Genomic DNA, 17,603 nt, shown 5'->3' on the forward strand with positions numbered 1-17,603 from the left:
CTAGCCCTCCTTGGTGGTGACGGCTGGCGCATCGGCCGCGCCAGAGGCCTCGTGACGCGCCTTGATCTCTTCCTGCTCCTGCTTGATGGTCTTCTCGACGTTCAGGCGAGAGAGCAGCACCACGATCACGATGGACGTGATGATGTCAAGCACCAGGAAGAAGACGAAGACGGCCTTGGTGGCGTCGCTTTGCTGAGCGGCAACGGTGACGCCGTCCACGACGGAGGGCGGCACGTAGCCCGTGACGCCAAGCATGAGGTTGAAGACGCCGTTGGCAACGCCCACGCACACGGTCTGAATGATGGAGTAGATGGCGCTGGAGAGGCCGTCGCAGCGGAAGCCAAAGCGCCACTCGCAGTGGTCAAGCACGTCGGCAAAGAGGGCCATGAAGACGTAGGAGGCTGGCAGGCACCCCACGTTCTTGATGAACTGGCCCACGAGGACCACGGGCATGCTCGTGGGGAAGAGCGCGCAGACGGCAGAGCCCACGGCCATGATCACAAAGCCCCAGAGCGTGGAGTTGCGCAGGCCGACGCGCTTGGCGACGGGCCACACGGCAAAGATGCCTAGGCCCATGGGGACGCCGCCGATCACGTTGATGAGCGTCAGGGTGATGCCGTCGTTGTAGGAGCCCAGCACGTAGTTGCAAAAGTAGAGCAGCGACAGGTTCTTGAAGTTAAGGGAGAGCGTGTAGATGAAGAGGTAGAGCATCAGGATGACCCAGTACCTGTCGCCCATCACGGTGCGGATCTGCTCGCGGAAGGGCACGAGCTCCTCGGCTGCCTGCTCGCCCTGCTCCTCGGTCACGCGCTCGCGGGTGAAGTAGTACTCCATGAGGATGAGCGGCAGTGCGACGGCGCCCAAGATCCAGCCCATCACGGCCCATGCCGCCTGGTCGGCGCCGATCACCGGCAGCACGAGCATGGGGAAGAGCATCGCGATGATGATGCCCGTGGCCATGGTCTGCGCGATGTTGTTCATCACCGAGAGCGAGCCGCGCGCCTCGGAGTCGCGCGTGGAGAGCGGCACCATGAGGTTGTGCGCCATGGTGTAGAGGGAGTTGGCACACAGGTAGAAGAGGTTGTAGCTCACCACCACCCAGATGACCTCGGCAACAAGGCCCAGGTTGGGCACCGTGAAGCAGAGGACCGTGGTCGCAAAGAAGATGGGGGCTGAGACGAGCAGGTACGGGCGGGCCTTGCCCTGGCGCGTGTGCGTACGCTCGATGAGCTTGCCCACTCAAAGGTTCACCACGGCGTTTGCAACCTTGGAGACGATTGGGAAGATGAGAAGGAAGAGCCCTCCCCAGAGCAGTGTGAGTCCCAGCACGTCGGTGTAGAACACGTTGAGGTAGCTGGCGAGAACCGAATTCACGAGTGCCGGGCCAACGGGTCCCACCAGGTAGCCTAAGATCTTCTCGGCCGGCCGCACCTCTTCTGACCTCACCCGAGAGTCAAAGACCGGTTTGTTGGCAAATGACAGCCGCAGGCCTCCCATGGCGTGTTTCCTCCCCTTCTCTGCGCCCCTATGGGCTTTCGCTTTCATCTCGTTGTCTGTACTGTACGGGGCGGGAGAACCAAATTCTTACGTATTTGTGTTGTAGCTATTCGTTTTGTCATGAGACAAGGGTGAGACAAGGGGAAACTCCCTTTGTCTCATTTTGGATACTCGCGCATCTCGTCAGGCTTGTGCAGGGGGTTCCACACCTGCGCGAAGAACGGGTCAACCTTCGCACGGGCACCGTAGTTCCAGCTCTTGGCCTCGCAGGTCGGGCACCAATGGCCACCTTCAAGCACGAGGCGCGGGCTGGCCTCGAACTCGTGCCCAAACGCGCAACGGAAGCGCAGCTTTGCTTGCCAGTTGCCCTTCTCCATGCTGGTGGAGAGAAGCTTACCGCCGCGGAACTCCGCAGCGCCGCGCATGTCCTCCAGCGAGAGCTCCTCCTCGGGCTTGGACTCGTCATAACCGTGGTCGATTGGGACCACGTGGTCCCAGTCGGTGAACTCGGGCATGTCGCTTACCCTCTCGGGCAGCGCCTCCCAGGCGGCGCGGCTGCCCCAGTAGGCGTCGATCCTGTCGTCCATCCCCTCCTGGATGAAGTGGCGCGTGCCGTGGTCGGCGTCGAGCAGCTTATCGAACGTCGACTTCTTGATGATCGAGCCCATGAGGCGCTGCCCGCCGGGAATTCGACAGAGAAAGCGCGCGGACCCTATGGCAGCAGGCCCCATGGCCCTGAGGTATTCGTCATAGAAGTACTGCATGGAGTCGCTGCGGAAGTGGAGGAGGTCCTCGAGCCTGTCGGAGTCGAGGTAGTACTGGCCATGGAAGTTGCGGGTGGCAACGTACCTGTTGTCGATGACCGGGTCCAGGCTCGTGAAGCCCAGCTCACCGTAGAGCTTGCGGTACATGGCGACGGTGCTCACGCGGCAGCTCTCGCCGCCGCCGATGTTGTAGACGTGGCACCAGAACGAGGGATCGAGCGTACCCTTGGCGTCATAGGAGGCAAGGTGCGCCATGGCTCGTCCGGAGTCTCGGTCCGAGCAGTACTCGAGCACGTTGAAGAGGCAGTTGTGGAACTGAATCGCATCTCGTACCTGCACCATCGCGGGCCCTATGATGCCCGTCTGGCGAAGGCTCGCCCAGCGCGCAAGGCCAGACTCGATCACGTAGCGCTCCGCAGCCACCTTGGACACGGCGTAGTAGTCAAACATGCTGGGCTTGATTGGGTCGCCCACACGACCCCAATGGATGGGCGGCATGCGGTCGCCGGTCTCGGCCACGGTGCCGATGTAGACAAAGGCCGTGGTATCGTCTTGCCCCAGCTCGTGGATCGTGTCGATGAGGCGTTTGGTGCCACCGAAGTTCACGCGCATGGCGGTCTTTGGATGGTAGTCGGCCGCCGGCGAGACAAACGCCGCGATGTGGAGGACAAGGTCTGTGCCCTCGAGGCAGCGACGCAGCGCCGCGCCGTCGTCGAGGTCGCCCCACACGACCTCAAAGCCGCGCGTTCCCTCGAACGGTGCCATCTCGCTGCGGTTCTTCTTGGAGTCACGCACCAAGGCCACGAGGTCGTAGGCATCCCCGAGCTCCGGCACCATCTGCCTGAGCGACGCCATGCCCATGCCGCCCGAGGCTCCCGTCATGAGGACGCGCGCCTTTCTCGGCATGCTGGGCTGCCCTGCGGTTGCCATGGCTACTCCCCCTTCATCGAGATGACGTCGGCCTTGTTGTCGGCAACGTCAAGCGAGAGGCGAATGGAGTCCCCAATGGCGGCATCGATGTCGTCATCGGTCACGCCCAGGGGCACGGCTCCCAGGCTCTTGTCGATGAAGAGCTCGGAGGTCTGGATGTCTGCGAACTTCACCATGTTGAGACCGCCGTCGATGCCGCTCCTCCTCTGGTCGCGGCGCAGCTTCCAGCCGCTGATGGCGTATATCCAGGTGGGAATGGTGCGAATGGGCTTCTCGGGGCAGCCCATGTGCTTGTGGACATGGCGCAGCATCTCCTCCCACGTCATGTTCCACCAGCCAATGGGATAGCAGTTGCCGCCGCGGTTGCGCTCGATGGCACCGGCGATGGCCTGCCCCACCTGGCGCACCGTGACCATGGCCGTGCCGCCGCGGGTCCACAGGGTGGCACCCTTCATGCTACGGATCTGCCCGACGAGAAACACCCACACAGGCTTTCGGCCGGGCTGCGTGCCAAAGATGTAGGGCAACTCGAGCACTGCGACGTCAAAGCCGGGTCCGGCAACGTCCATAGCGGCGTTCTCCTGGTCGATGCGGCTCCTGATGTAGGGGTGCCACTTCGTGAGCTGCATCTGCGGCCACTTCTTGGCAGCGTAGGCGAAGTAGCTGCCGCAGATGGCAACGTGCTTGACGCCGCACTCCTTGGCGAGCGGCAAGAGGCGCCTGATGGGATCGATGTTGAACTTCCTATAGAGGTCATAGATGGGGGCCGGCCCCTCCACGCGCTCGTCGACGCCGGCGGCAAAGACAAAGGCGTCGCAGCCGCGCAGGTGGGAGCGCATCTCGTCGTCGCTCATCTCGAGGTAGTTTCCAAACTCGACCTTCATCTCAGGCGGAAGCGTGGCTCCCTTGGGCACGGGTGGAAGCGCCAGTGCCGTAACCTCGTGACCACGTGCGATAAGCTCGCGCGCTGCCTCGCTTCCCAGAAGTCCCGTTCCGCCAATCATGAAAACCTTCATGAAGCACCTTCTCCTTACTTTGCCGAGCATCATCGAACTTCATCCAGAGTAGTCATGCCCGTACAGTAGGGATATCTTTTGTGTCATCGTTTTTGTAGACTTGTCCTCATCCAGAGGCCGCGACCACGATTGGCGGAGAAGCCCTATGGACCTCGAGGGGATCGACTACCTGGCAACGCTCATGGCGAGCATCGCCGTTGTGCCCGCGCACGTCTACCAGCGAAACTCCCTGGCCTCGGCACACATCCCCGTGAGGCTTCCCGCAGACCCGCTTGCCCTGTGGGAAAAGCAGGCGCTCGACGTCGACGGCCCTGTTGGCTACGTTCCCGTCGACGACAACCTCTACCTTGGCGTTGTCGTTGCCGGAGACGCACGGCTTGTGCTTGGGCCCATACCCGAGGCTCCCCTCCAGAGCACCCAGGTCACCGCCATGGCAGCCCAGCTCGGCGTCTCCCCCGCCGACCTGCCGCAGTTCACGGCCGGCATGCGCTCGCTCACCACGCTGCCGACACTCACCACCGTGCAGGTGCTCTGCGCCATCGCGTTTGCCACCAGCGGCGAGAGGGTCGACATCGACCAGGTGATGGTCCACGACGACGTGCAGCGCGTGCTCGACTCGAACCTCGCCAAGGAGGAGTTCCGAGCAAACGAGTTCTCCACACACGAGGGACCGAAAAACTCCTCGCTCAAGATCGAGGAGGTCGTATGCGCCCTCGTGCGGCAGGGTCGCCCGGACGAGCTGCGCGCATACTTCTCGCGGCTCCCGTCGTTCAGGGCAGGCGTGCTCTCCTCGAACCCCCTGCGCAACGCCAAGGACACCTTCATTGCCGCCACAACGGTCATCTCTCGAGCGGCAATCTCAGGAGGAATGGGTTCGTGCAAGGCGCTTGCGCTCAGCGACTCCTACATCAACCGTTGCGAGCTTGCCGGAGACACCCAACGGGTGGGCGAGCTTGGCTACCACATGGCCGTCGAGTACGCCGAGCGCGTGGGTCGCCTGCGCCTGGGCGAGAACCCCTCCGAGCTCGTGCTCAGTGCCACAAACTACGTTCGTGCGCACATCTTCGAGCCCATCCGCACCGAGGACGTGGCCAAGGCGCTCTTTGTGAGCCGTGGGTTTCTCTCCACGCGCTTTAAGCAGGAGACGGGCATGGGACTTGCAGACTACATACGGCACGAGAAGATCGAAGAGGCAAAGTCGCTGCTCGCAAACACCGACCAATCGCTACTCGACATCAGCACCTACTTGGGATTCTGCTCCCAGAGCCACTTCAGCGAGGTGTTTCGCCGCGAGACCGGCATGACCCCTCGGGCGTGGCGGTTGCACGGATAGGCAACTGACGCGCAACACTCTTCTCGTATAATGGCTGGGCATGCACGCAGCGGCCACCAGCGAAGGACACCATATGGAGATCACCCCGCAGGAAGTCTCAGAGACGCTCGCCATGGTCACGGAGCAGAACCTTGACCTTAGGACCATCACCATGGGCATCTCGCTTGCCGGCTGCGCCGACGAGGACATGGGCCGCATGTGCGACAAGATCTACGACCGCATCACGCACCAGGCAGAACGCCTCGTCCCGGTTGCCGACGACCTGGCAGCAGAGTACGGGATTCCCATCGCCAACAAGCGCGTCTCAGTGACGCCGGTGGCGCAGGTGGCGGCCGGCTGTGCAGACGAGGACCTCTCCCCCATCGCACATGCCATGGACCGTGCCGCACGGACGCTGGGCATCGACTTTATGGGCGGCTTCTCGGCGCTGGTACAGAAGGGTATCGGCAGCGCTGACAGGCGGCTCATCACCTCCGTTCCCGAGGCACTGGCAACGACGGAGCGGGTGTGCTCCTCGCTTAACATTGCGTCGACGAGGGCGGGCATCAATATGGATGCCGTGCTTCTCTCGGCCGAGACCATCCTCGAGTGCGCGCGGCGAACCACAGACATCGACTGCTACGGTGCGGCGAAGTTCGTGGTTTTTGCCAACATGGTGGAGGACTCCCCATTCATGGCTGGCGCCGTGCATGGGTCTGGCGAGGCAGATGCCGTCATCAACGTAGGCGTCTCGGGCCCAGGCGTAATGGCTGCGGCGTTGGAGCAGCTGCCCGATGGCGCAAACCTCATGGAGGTCGCCGAGGCCATCAAGCGGACGGCGTTCAAAATCACGCGCGCCGGCGAGCTCATGAGCCGCGAGGCGTCGCGGCGCCTGGGCGTGGAGAAGGGCATTGTCGACCTGTCGCTTGCACCGACGCCTGCCGCCGGGGACTCCGTGGCGAAGATCCTGGAGATCATTGGCGTGGGCGAGTGCGGAGGCCCTGGTACCACCTGTGCTCTGGCGCTTCTTAACGACTGCGTCAAGAAGGGCGGCGTCATGGCCAGCTCCAGCGTGGGCGGTCTCTCAGGTGCGTTCATTCCCGTCTCGGAGGACGCCGGGATGATTCGCGCGGCCGAGGACGGGTCGCTCTCGATTGAGAAGCTCGAGGCCATGACCAGCGTGTGCTCCGTGGGTCTGGACATGATTGCCATCCCTGGGGACACGCCGGTCGAGGCCATTGCCGGCATCATCGCTGACGAGATGGCTATCGGCGTGATCAACACCAAGACCACGGCCGTACGTTTGATTCCCGCCATCGGGCACGCTGAGGGCGACACGCTCGAGTTTGGTGGCCTTTTTGGCAGCGCGCCAGTCATGAGCGTGAACCGATTCGCTGGAAACGTGCTTGCGCACCGCGGCGGGCGATTCCCCGCGCCACTGAACAGCCTCAAGAACTAGGGGCAGGTTCGCCACAGAGCGCGCCCGCGCCCCGCTTGCAGCATTCTGTTCCGGCGTCTCTCTCGCGGCGCTTCGCCAGCATTCCCCACGGCGAGACCCAGGCCACATACTGCGCATTCATGCATTGGCATGCACGCCACATTGGCCGCAAGATTGCCAAGCGCAACGTTGCCGCCGTCTCCTCTGCAGGCCACGAGCCCTACCGCATTGCCGACGACGAAGCCGAGGCGGTCGGGCTTGCCTGCAGAGGTATTGCGGGCACCTGATGGCGCGTTCTTACGTTTGGTGGCAGTTTTACGGGGAGCCCCCGAGTAGCAAACGGTTCGACTTCTGATGGAGCGCAGGTCAGCGAATTGCGACTCCGACGGCTTCACATAAGGAATTTGCCCAAAACTGCCACCAACCGTCAAAGCGCGCCATCCGGACGGATACGCACACACGGCCCTACCCCAAAAAGCGCACTTCGGGCTGGAGCCGCACACCAAACTGGCGCTCAACCTCGTCCTGCACGTGCAGAATCACGGCACGCACATCCGCGGCCGTGGCACCGCCCAGGTTCACCACGAAGCCAGCGTGCTTCTTCGAGACAGCAGCCCCACCGACCTGATAGCCGCGAAGGCCGGCGTCGGTGACAAGCTTGCCCACAAAGTAGCCCTCGGGACGCTTGAATGTCGAGCCGGCACTGGGAAGCTCGAGCGGCTGCTTCTCCTCGCGCCTGTGCGTGAGGTCGTCCATGGTCGCGCGAATCTGCTCGGGGTCACCACGATTGAGGTCAAAGGTTGCCGAGAGAACCACCATGCCTTCGTCGGCAATACGACTGTGGCGATACCCCAGGTCAAGCTGGTCGGCCGGGATGGTCTCCTCGTGGCCGTCCTGGTGCAGGACGTGCACGCTCTTGAGGACGTCGGCGATGCAGCCGCCATAGGCACCCGCGTTCATGAAGCACGCGCCGCCGATGGAGCCCGGAATGCCGCATGCAAACTCGAGGCCAGATAGCCCAAGCTCGCAGGCCATCTCGGAGGCCTCGCGCAGCGTTACTCCCGCCTGGCACCACATCTCGTCGTCATTGACGCTCACGCCCACGAGCCCGTCGCCCACCGCAACGATCACGCCACGGTACCCCTCGTCTGAAACCAGAAGGTCCGAGCCACGGCCCAGCACAAAGTAGGGCACCTCTGCCTGTTTGCAGGCATCGATGACATCGTGGAGATCGTCAAAGTCTTCGGGAATCACGAAGAGGTCGGCCGGACCGCCGATCTTGAAGGTAGTGTGCTCACTCATCGGTTCGTCTGCCAGGACGTTGTCCTCGCCGACTATCGAACGGAGTTTCCAGGCGAGCGGTTGCAAGTGGTCGTCGCCAGTAGTGCCACTTTCGGACATCTTGCTCCTCAGTTTGGGTTTTGCACGCTGTGTGCACGTGCTCGGCACTTGAGTATAGCAAGACGGACTAGATGTTGAATGCTGCGCACAGACCTTCATCCTGCTCTTGCACTCCCAACACCACAGGCACGGAAGATCGGCTCGCTGGCCCGTTGCCCCACCGTCCCGTTGGTATCCGTCTCAGGCCCGCATCACTTCACGCTCGCGCATGGCGAGAAGTGCTATAGTTCCCATGACGGTTTCAGGGCGGGGTGAAAATCCCCACTGGTGGTGACGCGCTCGGCGCGAAGTCCGCGACCCGCTAAAAAGGCGGCTGACCTGGTGAGACTCCAGGACCAACGGTTACAGTCCGGACGGAAGAAACGGAGATGCCACATGGCAACCACTTCCCCGCGCACATCTATGCACTCCACGCACAAAACCTCTGCCAATGCCTCGGGCTGGAGCACGAGGCGCATCGCGGTGACGGCGCTCTTCTGCGCCGTTGCCGCCATATGCACGCTGCTGCTTGAGTTCCCCATCCTCCCCGGAGTCACGTGGCTTAAGTACGACCCCTCGGGCATCGTGGCGCTCATCGCCGGCTTCGCGTTTGGCCCCGCAACCGGAGCCGTGGTCTCGATAATCCCCTACCTTGTGCACCTTGCCACGGCAAGCGGCATCTACGGCGTGGTCATGGCGGTCCTCGCCACGATCTCCCTCGTGCTTCCCGCCGCGCTCGTGTACAAGCACCACAAGAGCACTCGCGGCATGGTGACAGGCCTCGTCCTTGGCGGTGTCGTGTGTCTCGCCGCCTGCATTGTGGGCAACCTCATCGTGACGCCGTTCTACACCGGTATGGCCCTCAATGACGTGCTTGCCCGTGTGGTACCGGCGCTCCTGCCGTTCAACCTCATCAAGATTGTGCTTAACTGTGTCGTGTTTGCCCTCGTCTTCAAGCCGGCCTGCAAGGCCATGGGCGTTGACGCGCTCGCTCGGGGCGCCAACGAAGCGTAACGGTCACGGCGGTGAAGACGGCAACAGTTGATAACGTCGCTGGCCCAGGCGAGAGCGAGGCGATTGTCTCGCTCTCGCACGTTACGCTCTCGTACGGCAACGTCTGCGCGCTCGACGATCTCTCGCTTGAGGTAAGGCCTGGCGAGAGGGTCTGCGTCCTTGGCGCCAACGGCTCCGGCAAGTCGACGCTTGCCTCTGTGGCGTGCGGGCTTCTCGCCCCTGACGCCGGTACGGTCACGCTTGTGGGAGAGCGCGTCTTCACCGAGGGCGGCCCCGACTTTGATGCCTATGCGCGCGCGCGGAGAAGCCTGGGACTGGTCTTCCAGAACCCCGAAGACCAGATTGTGACCAGCGTGGTCGAGGAGGACGTGGCCTTTGGCCCCGAGAACCTTGGCCTTCCACCCGAGCGGATCGATCACCTCGTCCGCCGTGAGCTCAGGCGCGTTGCCATGGAGCGCTACGCCAAGGCAGACCCTGCACGACTCTCCAGCGGTCAGCGCCAGCGCGTGACGATCGCCGGCGCGCTTGCCATGGAGCCGCGCGTGCTGGTGCTCGACGAGCCGTCGTCTGCCCTGGACGTGCGTGGCCGACGCTCCATCATGCATGTGGTCGATAGGCTGCGCGGCTACGGCTGCACCGTCATCCACGTCACGCACTTCATGAGCGAGGCGTTGGGTGCCAATCGCGTGGTGGTGCTCGACCATGGCCGCATCGCGCTCGAGGGTACGCCCGAGCAGGTCTTCTCGCACGTTGACATGATGTGCGAGCTGGGGCTGGAGGAGCCCCTCGCAGGAAGGCTCTCCTCTCGCCTGCGCGACCTGGGACTGGGCGTTGCATGGACCTGCAACGAGGAGACGCTGCTCGAAGGCGTTGCAAACGCGCTTCTCCACCACCCTCGGGATGACCAGGCCGCAGCGGCATGCCATGCGGACGCGGCGACCGTGACGTGCCCCATGCCAGGCGCTGCCTCGGCGTTGCCGCACGCTGCAGACGCGGGGCCGGCCGTGGACGTAGACGCGGTCTCGTTCTCGTATGCCCGGACTCACTGCCTGCGCAAGCAAGGCCTCACGGCTCAGGCACTCGACAACGTAACGCTTCGCGTGGGACGCGGCGAGTGGGTTGCGCTTGTGGGCCAGACGGGCTCGGGGAAGTCAACGCTCCTGCGACTCATCGCCGCGCTCGAGGTTCCCGACGAGGGCAAGGTCACAGTGGACGGCATCACCACAGCCGATCGTCGCCTCCGCCGGAGGCTCCACGGGCACGTTGGCTACGTGATGCAACGCCCCGAACGGCAGCTCTTTGCCGAGACCGTTGCGGCAGACGTCGCCTTTGGCCCAAGGAACCTGGACCTTCCCTCAGACGAAGCCGAGCGCCGCGTGCGCGAGGCGCTCGAGCTTGTGGGGCTCGTGGGGAAAGACAATGCGTCGCCGTTTGAGCTCTCTGGCGGCCAGCAGCGGCTATGCGCCATTGCGGGCATTCTCGCCATGGAGCCACAGGTACTCGTGCTCGACGAGCCCACGGCGGGACTCGACCCACGCGGCAGGCACAAGCTCCGCTACGTGCTCGAGGACGTGCGCCGCGCCGGGACAACGCTCGTGGAGGTCACCCACTCCATGGAGGACGCAGCTCGGGCAGACCGGGTCGTTGTTCTCGACGAGGGCAGGGTTGTTCTCGATGGCGCGCCCTCGGGCGTGTTCTCTCCAGCACACGTCGAGAGCCTCCACGACATGGGGCTGGGCATCCCCAAGCCGCTCGCGTTTGCCCGCGCGCTCGAGGGGCTGGGGACCCCGCCTCTTGGCGACCCCCTCACGGACGAAACCCTGGCGCGTGCCATTGCCTGCGCGGCCGGCGTCGCAGAGGGGCGTGAGGAGTAATGGCGCTTCGCATCTCGGTTGGTCAGTACTATGCCGCAGACTCCCCCATCCACCGGCTTGACCCCCGCACGAAGGCGGCATGTGCCGTGGCACTCATGGTTGCGACCTTCTTCGTGCATGGGCCACTCTCCCTTGTCGCCCTGGTAGCGTGTGTGCTGGCGCTTCTCGCCATCTCGCGTGTTCCGGCCGGAGAGGTGCTGGACTCCGTGCGCGGCGTGTTCTGGGTCCTGCTGCTCCTCGCGCTGTTCAACCTTTTCCTGGTACGCGAGGGAGACGTGCTGCTCTCGGCGGGGACCCTCACCATCACCCGGGGAGGCGCGTGGGCAGCCGTGCTCTACCCCGTCCGCGTGCTGGCGGCAATCCTGGCAGGGGCGCTGCTCCTGCTTACCACAACGTCCACCGAGCTGGGCGACGCGTTCGACGCATTCTGCTCGCCGCTCACGAGGATTGGCCTTCCGGGGCACGAGCTTGCCATGGTCTTCTCGCTTATGCTGCGCTTCATTCCTACGCTGGCAGACGATGCCGCCGCCATCACGGACGCGCAGACCGCGCGCGGCGGCGAGGTGTCAAGCGGAAGCCCCGTGCAGCGTCTGCGCGCGCTGGGCTCTGTCCTTGTCGCGCTCATGGCGAGCTCCATGCACCACGCAGACGACCTTGCACGGGCCCTTGACGCCCGCTGTTACGTGGGCGGTGCCACGCGCAGCCACTGGCATCCGCTGAAGTTTGCCGCGCGAGACGCCATTGCCGTCGCCATTGTCGCCGCGATGACCGCCCTTCTCGTAGCGCTATGAGACAAGGGGGCAGCCCCCTTGTCTCACCCTTGTCTCATCGGATGAAGTTCATCCAGCCGCCGCCCTCGGCCTCGGGCGCGGGAACACCCGCGGCGCGTCCGACCTCGATGCTCTTGAGCAGCCATGCCATGTTGCGCCCCAGGTTGCGCATGGTCTTCATTCCCTCGGTGTCCAGGGCGGCCTCGCCGCTCTTGGCGCCGTAGACGATGTTCCAGTACGAGGACCCCACCGTAATCATGTTCGAGATGCCCAGGTACTTGTTCATCACGTCGAACGAAGATGTGCTGCCGCCGCGACGTGCCACGGCCACGCAAGCACCCGGCTTGAAGGCAAACTGGCCATGCTCGCTATAGAACACTCGGTCGAGAAAAGCCAGGACGCGACCGGCAGGGTGCGCATAGTAGACAGGCGTGCCAAAGACAAAGCCGTCCGCCGCCGAGGCCTTCTCGACAAACTCGTTCACCCCATCATCATCAAAGACGCAACGACCAATCTCGAAGCACTTGCCGCAGCTCACGCAGTCGCGCACGGGAGCCAGGGGAAGATGGCAGACCTCGGAGTCTATGCCCTGCCCGGCGAGCACGCGGCCCACCTCTGCCAGCGCGATGCCGGTGTTTCCCTTAGGGCTAATGCCCCCGTTAAGCATAAGAACCTTCATGTGTGCCCCCGCCAAACGCCTTCTGGATGAGACAAAGGGACTGTCCCTCCGTCTCATTCGAGCGTACCATTAAGTGATGCAAACCCATCAGGAAGGCCGCGGCATGACGGAGCAATCGACATTTCTCGCCATTGTCTCGAGGATGAAGTACATAGAGCGCTGGGCCCTCATGCGCAGCGCGCGGCCCGAGAACCTCTCCGAGCACTCCCTGGAGGTCGCGGCGATTGCCCACTGCCTGGCCACGCTTGGCAACGTGCGCCACGGTCGTCATCTCGACGCCGAGAAGGCCGCGCTCATCGGCCTCTTCCACGACACGACCGAGATCGTGACCGGCGACATGCCCACGCCGGTGAAGTACGCCAACCGCGGCATCCGCAACGCCTACAAGGACGTGGAGAGAAGCGCTGAGGATACGCTGCTCGAGACGCTACCAGAAGACCTGCGGCCCACGTACGAGCAGATCTTCCGTGACGATCCTGCAGACGAGAACGACCAGTACCTGCGTTGCCTGGTGAAGGCTGCCGACAAGATATCGGCCCTCATCAAGTGCATCGACGAGGGCCAATCGGGAAACGCAGAGTTCAAGACCGCCGAAGAGGGCATCCGCGCCAAGGTGGACAAGATGGCCTCGCGGATGCCCGAGGTCGCGGACTTCGTGCGAGAGTTTCTCCCCAGCTACGGAAAGACGCTGGACGAGCTGCTGTGACAGCGGGACCGGCGAGCGGCTACGGGCCGTGCGCCGGCCGCCATCGCTTCTACTCCACCATCACCGGCACAAACTGATACCCGTGGCAGTCCACGTAGCCTCGGTTGGTGAGCCTGAGGTCGGGGATGCAGGCAAGCGAGAGCAGCGCCATCGTCATGAACGGCGAGGGCATCGTGCAGCCCATCTTCGCCCAGGCGGCCTCGGCTCCGCGGACCTCCTCGGCCACCTCCTCAACGCTCTTGGGACTCATGAGGCCCAAGACTGGCAACTTCACCTGGCCGAGCACCTCTCCGTTGGCAACGGCCACCTCGCCTCCGCCGCAGTCGATAAGCAGGTTTGCCGCAAGGGCCATGTCCTCGTCGTTATCGCCAATGACCAGCAGGTTGTGGGCATCGTGGGCCACGGTCTGCGCAAGGGCACCGTGGATGCCAAAGCCTTTGGCAAAGCCATAGGCATACGTCCCCGTGTTGTGGTGGCGCTCGAAGACGAATGCCTTCAGGATGTCCCTCTCGGGCACGCACGCAAGGCAGCCGCTAACCACGGGCACCTCGAGGTGCTCTTCCTCGGTGACCGTTGAGCCTGCGCTCGAGGTCATCACGCGTACGAGGGCACTCTCGCCCTTCACCGGCGAGCCGTCGGTGTGAGCTGCGGGAATGCGGAAGGTCTCGGGCCTGATGTCTGTCGCAACGTGCATGGAGTTAAACATGAAGCCGGGCCAAGGGTATGGTTCTGGCGAGAAGAGCGCCACGCCGTCTTGCGCCACCAGCTCGCCGTCGATGAAGGCGTGCGTCACTCGGAAGCCCTTGAGGTCCTCGAGGATCACAAGGTCAGCGCATTTGCCCGGCGTGACGGAGCCGAGGTCGCGCGCCATGCCGAAACACTCGGCCACGTTGATCGTGACCATCTGGATTGCCGAGACGGGATCGATGCCGTAGCCCACGGCCTTGCGCAAGATGCGGTCGATATGCCCCTCGGAGACCAGGGTCTCGGGGTGGTTGTCATCCGAGACGAGATTCACATGGCGCGCGTCAATGTTGTTCTCGGTGATAACGTGCGCCAGCTCTTCGAGGTTTTGCCAGGCAGAGCCCTCGCGCAGCTGCGCGTACTGACCGAGGCGCAGCTTGGTGAGCGCCTCCTCGCGGGTGATGGACTCGTGGCAGCACGAAATGCCAGAAGCGATGTAGGCGTTGAGCTGGCGGTCGGTGCCTGGCACGGTGAAATGCCCGGTCAAGGTCTTGTCGGCCCTGAGCGTCTCGTCCATCTCGGAAAGCGGGCCCTCGTCGCAGGCAAGAACGCCCGGGTCGTTCATCATCTCGCCGAGACCCACCACAGAGTCCCAGCCCATGGTCTCGCGGATGTCCTTGGCATCGATCTTCGAACCGGTGTCCTCAAAGCCCGGCACGGCAGGCACGCAGGAGCCGGGAGTGACCATGCACTTGAGCGGAACGCGCTCGGAGTCGCGGACAAGCTCTTTGAGCGCGGGGAGGCCAGCGACGTTCATGGCCTCGTGCGGGTCCCAGTAGATGCCAGTCGTGCCATGCGGCACTACGGCACGGGCATATTCGGAAGGTCCAACCATGGCAGACTCCACGTGGATGTGGCCATCCATGAAACCCGGGACCACGTAGCGGCCCGCGGCATCGATAACGGTGGTCTTCTTGCCAATGCAGTGCTCGGCCGTGTGGCCACCGATGCCCAGGTAGGCGATGCGCCCAGCCGCAATGGCGATGTCCGTGTCATCAAGGATTTCGTGCGTTGCGACGCTTACCAACCGAGCGTGGCGAATGACGAGGTCAGCCGGCTCCTGGCCTTGAGCCACGCGGATGAGCGTGCGGTTGCACTCCCACAGTGGACACTTGCAAAAATGATTGAGCATAACAAGCTCCTCTCGACGCCCAGCTCTTTAATTGCCAAAACGCTACCTGCTCCGCGTCACGGTGGAGAAAGAATTCTGCGAGCGGTATGCAACGATTCTGCAGGTGCGCGCGCCGCTACTGTGGCGCAGGGTTTCGCTAGTTAGACGACCGTAACCGTACGGAAGTTACGGAGAAGTCCCAGCGCCGCGGAAGGCCACTCGAAGGAAGGAGGGTCGCCCAAGAGGAACGGCCTGCCAAGAGACCGAGCCGCGAAGGTATAACCCTGCATAAAAGTGGCCTATCGTACGACTTTTTGGCTTCCTCTGCATGAAAACGGTCTATCGTTCGGTCGATTTCGGGATTCCACATCAAGAATGTAACTATAGTTCCAAATAACTGAGTATTTTCCAATAAATATGCATTATCTTGGAACATTAGTTTCAAAATTGATGAAATACTGTCACAGGCACCCTTCGATAGGGCGTTTTTATGCAGCGACTCAGGAAAAACCGTTCGATAGGGCAATTTTGTGCACAGGAATCTACCGTAATCTGCCGCAGAGGAAAAACGCCTCTCAAGAGCTCCCTGCTGGGGTCGCCATGGCCAATTTGCGAACTATCGGCCGGCTGCGTCGGGAAGACCCTGCACCTGAGAAGGAAGCTCGGACATCAGGTCCTGCGCCACGCTGCCCATACCCTCGGCAACGTCGCCCAAGGTTGTGGCGGCATCGCCCAGCGCCTCTCCGAGGCCATCAAGTTCGAAGCCGGTGTCGGTACTGGTGGTGCTGGAGTTCGTGCTGCTCGTACCGCTCGAGGCCACCCCGCTCGCAACCCCCGATGCCACGCTCGACACGGCATCGCTCACGCAGCTCGAGACCACGGCAAAAACAACAAGCGCGACAAGCGCCCCTACCAGCACAAACGTTATGCGCTTGAGGTTGGGACCTCGCCCGTGCCGAGGGCCGCCATCGCCGCCGCTCGCGCCACCATAGCCGTAGTAGCTCGTCTGCGACGGCGACGGCACCGCATTGCGAACTGGCTCCGCACCGCGCCGTGGCGACGGAGCGGTGTCTGAGCTGGCAGGCGGGACATGCACTGTGACGTCAAGGTCGCCATCGGCGCCCATCACGCGCGTCTCGCCATTCTCGTCCATGGCCCCCCCAACGTCACCAAGAGCCCGGCCGTGCACCGCACGGTCCTACTCCAACCCCCCGATAGCGGGCGTCTCGCCCTCCCACGTGGTGAGGCAAGCGTCAAGCCCACGCTCTACGGCATCGCGATCCATGTGACGGCCGATCACGCAGAGGCGCACCATGCGGTCGCCCACCTTGGGGTCCCAATCGCGGCGCAGCTCAGGCACCTCGGCCATGGTGTTCTTGAGCACGTCGGCAGGCATCAGCGACGCCCACTGGCCGTTCTCGGTAAGCGTGAACTGCTGCCCTGCCTGCTCGAAGACATAGCACATGTCCGGATCGCTATTGACCCACACGAGACCCTTGACGCGAATCACGGACTCGGGCCAGCTGTTCACAACAAACTCGGAGAGCGCATGGTAGTCGAAGGGCTTGCGGCGCTGGTAGACAAAGGTAGAGACGTCGTACTCCAGGGCCTCGGGGTTCTCGTGCTCCTCGGGATGCTCCATGGCGTCAACCCAGGCAGCCGAGCCGTATGCCTCGTCAAAGCTAAAGCGTCCGGTGTTGAGCAGCTCGTCCATAGGGACGTTGCCGTTCACGGCCTCCACGATGCGCGCGTCGTGCTGCAGGCCGCGCACGATAGCCCTGAGCTCGGCCACCTGCTCGTGCGTCACGCGGTCGCACTTGTTGAGCACGAGCGTGGTGCAGAACTCAATCTGCTGGATGAGCAGGCCCTCGACGTCATCCTCCTCGATGTCGTCGGCAAGAAGGGCGTGGCCGCCGTTGAACTCGTCATACATGCGAGCGCAGTCCACCACGGCAACAATGTTGTCCAGGTCAAGCGGCGCGGTGCCACCCTTGGTCTGGTCGCAGATAGACGAAATGGTGTACGCAATGGGGACGGGCTCGCAGATACCCGAGGCCTCGATGATGATGTAATCGAAGTTGCCAGTGCGCGCGATGGAGTCAAGCTGCTGCGCCAGGTCGGATGAGAGCGTGCAGCAGATGCAGCCGTTGCTCATGGGGATGAGGCTGTCAGTTGCGGAGAGGCCACCGTTCTTGATGAGGCTTGCGTCGACGTTGATCTCGCCGATGTCGTTCACGATGACGGCAGCGTGGATGCCCTCGTCATTGGCGAGGATGTGGTTGAGCAGCGTGGTCTTGCCCGCCCCCAGATAGCCAGTGAGCATGACGATCTTGACTGGAGTCGTGATGTCCTTGGTTGACGTGGGCAT

14 protein-coding genes, 1 pseudogene and 1 riboswitch are annotated in these 17,603 nt (G+C 63.2%); of the genes and pseudogenes, 7 read left to right on the forward strand and 8 right to left on the reverse strand.

Translation table 11 applies throughout. From position 1 onward, the window contains the following. From E0E00_RS01640 to E0E00_RS01650, 3 genes and pseudogenes are all read right to left on the reverse strand, one after another. Nucleotides 1–1,545: pseudogene (locus E0E00_RS01640) on the reverse strand (MFS transporter). Between the two features lie 110 nt (nucleotides 1,546–1,655). Further along, nucleotides 1,656–3,191 carry an NAD(P)-dependent oxidoreductase gene (locus E0E00_RS01645; RefSeq protein ID WP_207302610.1) on the reverse strand — a complete coding sequence of 512 codons (1,536 nt, stop codon included), beginning with the start codon at nucleotides 3,189–3,191 and terminating at the stop codon, nucleotides 1,656–1,658. Nucleotides 3,192–3,193: 2 nt separating this feature from the next. After that, entirely contained in the window at nucleotides 3,194–4,207 is a 1,014-nt protein-coding gene (locus E0E00_RS01650; protein ID WP_130810804.1) for an NAD(P)-dependent oxidoreductase, read from the reverse strand. A 145-nt stretch (nucleotides 4,208–4,352) separates the two neighbouring features. On the opposite strand from E0E00_RS01650, the gene E0E00_RS01655 reads away from it, so the two are divergent. The 3 genes from E0E00_RS01655 to E0E00_RS14255 all read left to right on the forward strand — a co-directional run bounded on the left by E0E00_RS01655 (nucleotide 4,353) and on the right by E0E00_RS14255 (nucleotide 7,244). Beyond that, nucleotides 4,353–5,540: a helix-turn-helix domain-containing protein gene (locus tag E0E00_RS01655; protein ID WP_130810806.1), complete on the forward strand. Its 1,188-nt coding sequence runs from the start codon at nucleotides 4,353–4,355 to the stop codon at nucleotides 5,538–5,540. Between the two features lie 73 nt (nucleotides 5,541–5,613). Beyond that, the gene (locus E0E00_RS01660; protein ID WP_130810809.1) at nucleotides 5,614–6,978 is read left to right on the forward strand and encodes a PFL family protein; all 1,365 of its coding nucleotides are present in this window, start codon (nucleotides 5,614–5,616) and stop codon (nucleotides 6,976–6,978) included. A 119-nt stretch (nucleotides 6,979–7,097) separates the two neighbouring features. Continuing rightward, nucleotides 7,098–7,244, forward strand: a complete 147-nt coding sequence (locus E0E00_RS14255) for a hypothetical protein (protein ID WP_165443499.1) — start codon at nucleotides 7,098–7,100, stop codon at nucleotides 7,242–7,244. A gap of 178 nt (nucleotides 7,245–7,422) precedes the next feature. On the opposite strand, the gene murB is transcribed toward E0E00_RS14255, so the two are convergent. Next, nucleotides 7,423–8,358 carry a UDP-N-acetylmuramate dehydrogenase gene (murB, locus tag E0E00_RS01665; RefSeq protein WP_130810811.1) on the reverse strand — a complete coding sequence of 312 codons (936 nt, stop codon included), beginning with the start codon at nucleotides 8,356–8,358 and terminating at the stop codon, nucleotides 7,423–7,425. 233 nt (nucleotides 8,359–8,591) lie between these two features. Beyond that, a riboswitch (FMN riboswitch) is annotated at nucleotides 8,592–8,727 on the forward strand. A gap of 6 nt (nucleotides 8,728–8,733) precedes the next feature. Between murB and E0E00_RS01670 the strand changes: the two genes are divergently transcribed. From E0E00_RS01670 to E0E00_RS01680, 3 genes are read left to right on the forward strand one after another with little or no spacing between them, the layout of a single operon-like run. Beyond that, nucleotides 8,734–9,351, forward strand: a complete 618-nt coding sequence (locus E0E00_RS01670) for an ECF transporter S component (protein ID WP_130810813.1) — start codon at nucleotides 8,734–8,736, stop codon at nucleotides 9,349–9,351. A gap of 11 nt (nucleotides 9,352–9,362) precedes the next feature. Then, nucleotides 9,363–11,225 carry an ABC transporter ATP-binding protein gene (locus E0E00_RS01675; RefSeq protein WP_130810815.1) on the forward strand — a complete coding sequence of 621 codons (1,863 nt, stop codon included), beginning with the start codon at nucleotides 9,363–9,365 and terminating at the stop codon, nucleotides 11,223–11,225. Then, nucleotides 11,225–12,016, forward strand: coding sequence for an energy-coupling factor transporter transmembrane protein EcfT (locus tag E0E00_RS01680; protein ID WP_130810817.1), 792 nt, complete (start codon nucleotides 11,225–11,227; stop codon nucleotides 12,014–12,016). The genes E0E00_RS01675 and E0E00_RS01680 overlap by 1 nt, the downstream gene beginning before the upstream one ends. Before the next feature lie 34 nt (nucleotides 12,017–12,050). On the opposite strand, the gene E0E00_RS01685 is transcribed toward E0E00_RS01680, so the two are convergent. After that, the gene (locus tag E0E00_RS01685) at nucleotides 12,051–12,674 is read right to left on the reverse strand and encodes a flavodoxin family protein (RefSeq protein ID WP_130810819.1); all 624 of its coding nucleotides are present in this window, start codon (nucleotides 12,672–12,674) and stop codon (nucleotides 12,051–12,053) included. Between the two features lie 103 nt (nucleotides 12,675–12,777). Here E0E00_RS01685 and yfbR point away from each other — a divergent pair, with 103 nt between their 5' ends. After that, nucleotides 12,778–13,380, forward strand: coding sequence for a 5'-deoxynucleotidase (yfbR, locus tag E0E00_RS01690; protein WP_130810821.1), 603 nt, complete (start codon nucleotides 12,778–12,780; stop codon nucleotides 13,378–13,380). A gap of 49 nt (nucleotides 13,381–13,429) precedes the next feature. Here the strand turns inward: yfbR and ade are convergent, their stop codons facing one another. The 3 genes from ade to E0E00_RS01705 all read right to left on the reverse strand — a co-directional run bounded on the left by ade (nucleotide 13,430) and on the right by E0E00_RS01705 (nucleotide 17,603). After that, the gene (gene ade, locus E0E00_RS01695) at nucleotides 13,430–15,256 is read right to left on the reverse strand and encodes an adenine deaminase (RefSeq protein ID WP_130810823.1); all 1,827 of its coding nucleotides are present in this window, start codon (nucleotides 15,254–15,256) and stop codon (nucleotides 13,430–13,432) included. Between the two features lie 595 nt (nucleotides 15,257–15,851). Continuing rightward, nucleotides 15,852–16,388, reverse strand: a complete 537-nt coding sequence (locus E0E00_RS01700; protein WP_130810825.1) for a hypothetical protein — start codon at nucleotides 16,386–16,388, stop codon at nucleotides 15,852–15,854. Between the two features lie 45 nt (nucleotides 16,389–16,433). Next, on the reverse strand, nucleotides 16,434–17,603 hold the full coding sequence (locus E0E00_RS01705; protein WP_130810827.1) for a GTP-binding protein: 1,170 nt from the start codon (nucleotides 17,601–17,603) through the stop codon (nucleotides 16,434–16,436).

The sequence above is a fragment of the Olsenella sp. Marseille-P4559 genome (assembly GCF_900605015.1).
In the GTDB taxonomy this organism is placed as follows: Bacteria; Actinomycetota; Coriobacteriia; order Coriobacteriales; family Atopobiaceae; genus Tractidigestivibacter.

Bases quoted from the DNA above. Each gene is read 5' to 3' on its own strand.
- yfbR (WP_130810821.1), top strand. From the start codon at position 12,778: ATGACGGAGCAATCGACATTTCTCGCCATTGTCTCGAGGATGAAGTAC.
- E0E00_RS01655 (WP_130810806.1), top strand. From the start codon at position 4,353: ATGGACCTCGAGGGGATCGACTACCTGGCAACGCTCATGGCGAGCATC.
- E0E00_RS01700 (WP_130810825.1), bottom strand. From the start codon at position 16,388: ATGGACGAGAATGGCGAGACGCGCGTGATGGGCGCCGATGGCGACCTT.
- murB (WP_130810811.1), bottom strand. From the start codon at position 8,358: ATGTCCGAAAGTGGCACTACTGGCGACGACCACTTGCAACCGCTCGCC.
- E0E00_RS01680 (WP_130810817.1), top strand. From the start codon at position 11,225: ATGGCGCTTCGCATCTCGGTTGGTCAGTACTATGCCGCAGACTCCCCC.
- E0E00_RS14255 (WP_165443499.1), top strand. From the start codon at position 7,098: ATGCATTGGCATGCACGCCACATTGGCCGCAAGATTGCCAAGCGCAAC.
- E0E00_RS01660 (WP_130810809.1), top strand. From the start codon at position 5,614: ATGGAGATCACCCCGCAGGAAGTCTCAGAGACGCTCGCCATGGTCACG.
- E0E00_RS01645 (WP_207302610.1), bottom strand. From the start codon at position 3,191: ATGGCAACCGCAGGGCAGCCCAGCATGCCGAGAAAGGCGCGCGTCCTC.
- E0E00_RS01705 (WP_130810827.1), bottom strand. From the start codon at position 17,603: ATGCCCACGTCAACCAAGGACATCACGACTCCAGTCAAGATCGTCATG.
- E0E00_RS01685 (WP_130810819.1), bottom strand. From the start codon at position 12,674: ATGAAGGTTCTTATGCTTAACGGGGGCATTAGCCCTAAGGGAAACACC.
- E0E00_RS01650 (WP_130810804.1), bottom strand. From the start codon at position 4,207: ATGAAGGTTTTCATGATTGGCGGAACGGGACTTCTGGGAAGCGAGGCA.
- ade (WP_130810823.1), bottom strand. From the start codon at position 15,256: ATGCTCAATCATTTTTGCAAGTGTCCACTGTGGGAGTGCAACCGCACG.
- E0E00_RS01670 (WP_130810813.1), top strand. From the start codon at position 8,734: ATGGCAACCACTTCCCCGCGCACATCTATGCACTCCACGCACAAAACC.